The following is a 6,014-nucleotide window of genomic DNA, read 5'->3' as shown; positions in this document are numbered from 1 at the left end:
CCGGTTTCATACTCCTGATCATTAATCCAGACGGTCACATTCTCAAAGTTAAACTGGATAATGGCATTGTTGATGATGGATATATATCCGGTTCCACCATCGTTCAGATCAATCCTGACCAGGTCGCCTTTCTTCAGGGTGTGATCTCTTCCTCCAATCCGAATAAGCATGCCAGGACCCTTTACGGAAAAGAAGAGCGATCCTCCTGCATCAATACTCGCTGACCCCGGGCCAGAGAGGAGGGTATCCTGCCGGTCAACCGGTAATACCGTGATCTCTTTGGTTGGTGCCTCTGATGATTCATCCGGATCGCAGAAGGTCATGTCAAGCCGTGCGGTATAGGTACCGGGGAATGGATAGGTGTGCTCAGGATATCGTGTATTCGATCTCATCCCGTCCCCAAAGTCCCACGACCGGTTCTGGGCACAGACCTGTGTCTGGTCGGCAAACTGAACCTTGAGCGGCTGAATACCGGCGGTGGGCTGTGCATCAAACCTGATCAAGGACTGATTCATCAGGTCTTCCATTGGTATCTGCTGAACCGGCATTCCCTGCTGGATGGGAACCTGAACTTCAGGAGTCATGACCGGTTCAGGAGTCGGCTCAGGAGTTGGTGTTGGTGTCGGTGTTGGCGTCGGAGTAGGTTCTGCCTGGGTTGAAAAAAGCAGCGTCTCTCCTTCACCTTTCGTATAAATTACTTCGACCGGTGCAGGTTTTGCATATCCGGAGGTATCTATCCTGAGGACCGTGCCTTGTTTCCACGGCCAGGTATAGCCCCCCATCAGCATGATCTTGTCCTGTGGGATTTCTGCACCCCCCAAGGTAAATCTCAGGTCCTGTTCCCCGAGATCCGGACCTGACTCATAGTACAGATAAACATCCTCACCTGACTGGCTTGGTGTCATGACAACCGCCGGCGGACCAGACGGCATGATCATGGGCATGACAAAAAAAACACCCGCAAGAATAATCACCGCAATCGCGGCTATTGCAACAATAATCAACCGGATATCAATCTCCAGTTCGCGCCCTTCCGGTTCCTCAAACGCTGCCGGTTCCCCGGACTCGTCCGGTGCGGGCGCTGCTTCATCTATACTGTCATCAACGTAGGGAGAAGATTCCTCTTCCGGTTCATCCAGCTCCAGGTCAAGCTGATCTGACGTCCCCTCATCGTCAAGAAGCTCGAGCATGTCCTCTTCATCATTCATCATATACCTCCGTTCCGGATACCGGGGGCTCACATCCCACAAACAGGCCAGATATCTGTATGATCCAATTATCCAATATATTATATAAAAGATGGTGTTTGATAGTGAACCGTCGTGTATGGAGAAAAAGAATCATGGTTTTTCCATGACTTATACGTGCCTGACAAACTTGTTACAGTCGCGGACCCTGATATCATTCAGGTAATGGATCGCCGTCTCGTTCTTTGGGTTTATCCTGGTCGCTTCCTTGAAGTATTTTTTTGCTTCACAAAACTCTTTCAGCTGATACAGGACAAAACCCTTGGCGGCAAACAGATCATCAATTGACTCTTTCTGCATGGTCTCAACAGGGATATCCTGCACCAGCTTCTGGATATCTGCCAGGATTTCATTTGCCCCCGTATAATCACCGGCATCAATGAGGCTCTGGGCCTGCTCACAGATCTTCTCAATCATCTCTGAGTACTCATTCTTTACCCGCTCCGGATGACTGGTCAGAGAAGGGACTTTATTCGGTTCCTTATGTGATTCCTGTGATGACTCATTCTCTTTCCCCTTCTCCTTCCGGGGTATGCTTTTTGCACTCCCCTTCTGCACGATATGACTATAAATCCGCTCTATCTCTTTTGCATCATCCTTATTTGTACAGGACTCCTTTGCCTTGCTCAGTATTTCAAGAGCCTCGTCACCTTTGCCAATGTTAAAGAGTGCTATACTTTTCAGGAACAAAGACCGGTAATCATCAGGCGACTTTTCGAGCATCTCGTCCAGGCGGGCGATAGACTCCTGATATTTTCCCTGTTTTATCATGGCCTTTATCTTCTGATGGTTCCCGGATGGTGATGTGGCAACATCTGATATGATCTGATCCGGTTCAGGTGCCGGTGGAGAACCAGGGATATGCTCCTCAGGGTTTACCGGCTGAGTGCTCCCGGCCGGGATATCGGTGAGGTTCTGCTTAAATGAGATGGTTGTCCCTTTTTTCAAAGGTTCTGGATCTGGTTTAACCAGGACCGTGACCGGGGCGGCTGGCGCACTGATGTCAGTGATGTGGTATGAGCCACGTTCTGCCGTTATTTCAGGAACAGGCTCCACCAGAACCGGTTGTTCTGCTATATCTCCGGGGGCAGCTCCCATACCGGCTTTCATTCCTCCGGAAATTGCTTCATGGATATCCGGATGAACTGCCTGGGCCTCACCTGCCGGTGCTGGGGATGGATTTTGTACTGTTGCAAAGTTCAGACGATACGAATCCGGTGTGTGTGGTGCTTCTGGTGGTTTTGAGGCAGGGGCCGGGGAATGACCGGGGGGGTTCTGACCTGCCGGGGGTGCAGATTTTGGGGGAAAGGCCGTGGTTTTCTGTGGTTCAGGAGAGGGCGCTGCTTCCTGTATGGAGGGCGGGAGATTGGGTGTGCAGTACGTGGCAAGATGGCTGAGCATCTCCTGGTACCGCTGGTTATCAATCTCACCTTTCGCATACCGCATAAACAGTACCGCAAGTGGCGGACTATACGGGTATGCAGGGATATCCTTCATCAAAACCCCGACCTTCTCCTCAAACTCGGCAGTGTCGATTACCCCTTCCGCATATCTGAGATGAAGAACCCGTAGGGGGGCACTCTGCTGGTAATTACTGATATCGTTGAGAAGATGTGAGATGATCTCTTTATACTGCCCGATGGATATCTCCCCGTTTGCATACCGCTCTGATGCAATCTTCAGGGACGGAACCTGCTGAAATGAGATATTTTTCAAAAACCAGGAGAGAAATTCTTCATACTCTGCAGTATCAATCTCCCCCCGTGCATACCGCACCTGCACTATTGATAGAGGATCTTCTTCTGTCATGTGCCTCCCCACCTGATTACTGGTATATACTTGAACATAATAAGGTACTTTGACTGTCCATCCCTGCGACGCACGTAGCTCTTTATATAGTGTTGCCAGGCATTCCCTGTTTGTCAGAACGTACCTGATATACCCATTCTTCCAGGCGCGGGATATATGATGGACATTATGCCATTCACCGGATATGAAGACATAGAAAAGCTGGGATCCCATACCCGGAGAATGGGAAGTCCTGGTACTGCCGCAGCTCTCATCTGCTCTGCTAAGGACTCCCCTGACTGGATTTCCGGTTACTTCAGGGATGGGTCTTTTTCATCCTCATCCACCTCCAGGTCTCCTGGATCTGATGCTGAGGAGCCATCATTCGTGACCGATCCGCGCTCTTCTTCCTCTTTCCGGTGCCATGCAATCAATGCGACAATCAGCCCTGCAATACATAAACCAAAGATTATTCCAAATCCAAGCAGAACCGGGGGTTCACGAATCTGGCCGGAGAAATTTGACAGAATACCACCTTCGGGTTCAGGGCCCGACGTTGCCCGAACCGGTTCAGGGGACGGGAGAGTTTGTGCAGGGGTATCTGGCTCCTCTGTCATTGTCTCCGGTATAGGAGTCTGATTCACCACGACCTCTCTGGTCTGATTCACCTGAATGGCTGGAGCCGTGGATACAACGAGCGGCCGGGAGATAGTCAAAACACCGGATGCAGTTGCCGGAGACGAGATCGCCTGAATGAGGATCTGATATCGACCCTCTTTCAGTGCATCTGCAGGAATCTCAAACATAAACTCCTGCTCCCCTCCGGGTCCGGCAACCGTTGTTGTTGTGCCTGAATATCCGGACCAGTCCCCGGATCCTCCCTTCCGGGTAGGCAAAAACCGCTCGTCGGTTACCTCAATGAGAAGGCGGGATCCAGGAGCTAGGTTTGTCGTTCCTGATACGATCACCGGCATTCCGATGGTCCCGTTCAGGGATGCTGATGCAATAGTTATCTTCGGGTTCTGGATGATGACGGAGTATTCGGTGAAGGAGTCATCAATAAACTGGCTTTTCAGTGCTGAAATCAGAGCCGCCGCGGCAGAAGGACCCATAAGGGCACCAGGCCCGCCAATTCTGAATACCGGAGCACCATACCACGGCGTTGTCCCAAGAACCATCTCCCGATTCCGGTCAGGCCAGATGTCAAAGTTACCGTTTGCCATAGGATGCTGAATAATGACCGCATATTCACCCGGCGCCATCGCACTGGTTTTTGATCCTAAGAGATCATACGAGAACCATCCACCCCGCTCAGTCGAAGCAATATCATACCAGAAGTAATTTCTGCCAAATATCCAGATAGCAACCCCGGCATCAGTCCGGCCGCCGACCAATCCGGTAATCGTCAGGTCATCACCCTGTGCAACAGACAGTCTCCTCCCTGATACCGAGAGGAACGGCCGTTTCAAGGTTATCGGAATCACCTGCCAGGAGGTGCTTTCCAGGTGATACCGGTCGCGGGGGGCTGAAACAGCATAAATGGTATAGGTCCCGGTATCAAGACCAAGGTCGCCGGTAGAGAGCCGGTACTCCCAGGTCTTACAATCACCGGACGCTGATGTGAAACTGGACGGATTTTTATCGATAACCTGTCTACGTGGCGCATCAAGTCTGCCTCCGGCTGATGGAAGATTCGGGCCCGTGATAAAGAGATACGTCTCACATGAACCACTATTCGTTCCAAAAAGACGTATTTCATCACCAATCGAATAACTATCACCACTGGTGGAGACTGATACCAACCCTTTTACAACCTGCACAGGGATTGAGTCAGACTTTGGAGCTGCCGATCCTACCGGCCCTTCAACATGAATGGTATATCGTTTGTCACCGGTCTCCGGTGTTGTGCGAAACTCTATCGTTCTCCGTCCGGTCCGGTCCATGGTGACCTCTGCATAATAATATACTCCGCCGAATGGGGATGAGGGAACGAGATCTCGAATCGTACTCCGTCTCCCGGACGGGCTGTATGACCCGATACGATACGGGCCTTCAGGATTATCCTGTATGACTCCCTCCTGTGAGGTGATGATCATGGGTGGCTGATCCCCCGGAGATCCGGTTCTGCCTCCCCCTTCCACCCAGAGGAGATAGGGCGAACCAGGAGACCCAGTGATGGTCACCCCGAACGGATCTCCTCTCACTACCGTTTCCTGTGAGAGATATAACCCTGCCCGTTCGGTTCCCAGGGTGACTTCCGTCCCACGGAGCGTATACCCTCCGTTTAATGAACGAAGATTGTCCTCCATCCGGTTCACAGCAAACCGGGGCTCAATTGAATAAAGGCCTGACTCATATCCTCTCCAACCGGTATCCCATCCCCCACTCTCTACCGGCGGGGCATACCCGATTTCATTGGTCGGGATAAACGAGCTGAATACGTACTGCCCGCCACCAGGTGTCATCACTCCAACAAGGGTCCCTCCTCCTGGTGTGCGCATCTGTATCTTCACCGGACCATCAGTATAGGAATAATCCGGTCTTCTGGTAATCCCGGCAAGATTTGTCTCAACCTGGATGACCAGTGGTGTCCCCCTGGAGACGGTTGCGTATGATCGGTCAGCCATGGTGTTCCGGTCCATCACCTTTAAGGATATTCGCGGATTTCTGACAATGAATGCAACCTGGCCGGCTATTCCCCGGACCTGGTCCCATTGATACCATGCGCCGGTCCGGTCATAAAAAAGGTCCGGAATCACATTGAGCCTCCCCTGACTGACCTGCATGATATCAACCGGCTGGTCACGTCCGGGAGATGACCCTGCCGGAAAATAGGCAATGGATGTATAGGGATATGGAACGGCATACCGGATATCAAGCCCCTCCTCTCCAAGATAAGCCTCTCCACCCAATGGAACAATAACCGGGCCTGCAAGAACCGGAATGCAGATTGCCAGGAATAATATCACGAACAATACC

Annotated in this window: 3 protein-coding genes; all 3 read right to left on the bottom strand. The window is 51.5% G+C overall.

Features of this window, described 5'->3' with window-relative positions; all coding sequences use genetic code 11:
- Window positions 1-1,211: PKD domain-containing protein (locus PLA23_RS09545; RefSeq protein ID WP_324475002.1), on the bottom strand; the 1,211-nt coding region annotated here is incomplete at its 3' end.
- A 147-nt stretch (window positions 1,212-1,358) separates the two neighbouring features.
- Window positions 1,359-3,056, bottom strand: coding sequence for an SHOCT domain-containing protein (locus tag PLA23_RS09540; protein ID WP_324327914.1), 1,698 nt, complete (start codon window positions 3,054-3,056; stop codon window positions 1,359-1,361).
- A gap of 290 nt (window positions 3,057-3,346) precedes the next feature.
- The coding region (locus PLA23_RS09535) for a DUF3821 domain-containing protein (protein ID WP_324475001.1) at window positions 3,347-6,014 on the bottom strand (2,668 nt) is incomplete at its 5' end.

The sequence above is a fragment of the Methanospirillum sp. genome (assembly GCF_035406105.1).
Lineage (GTDB): Archaea > Halobacteriota > Methanomicrobia > Methanomicrobiales > Methanospirillaceae > Methanospirillum.
Note: the sequence above shows the minus strand (reverse complement) of the source record. Positions and strands in the feature narration are given on the sequence as shown.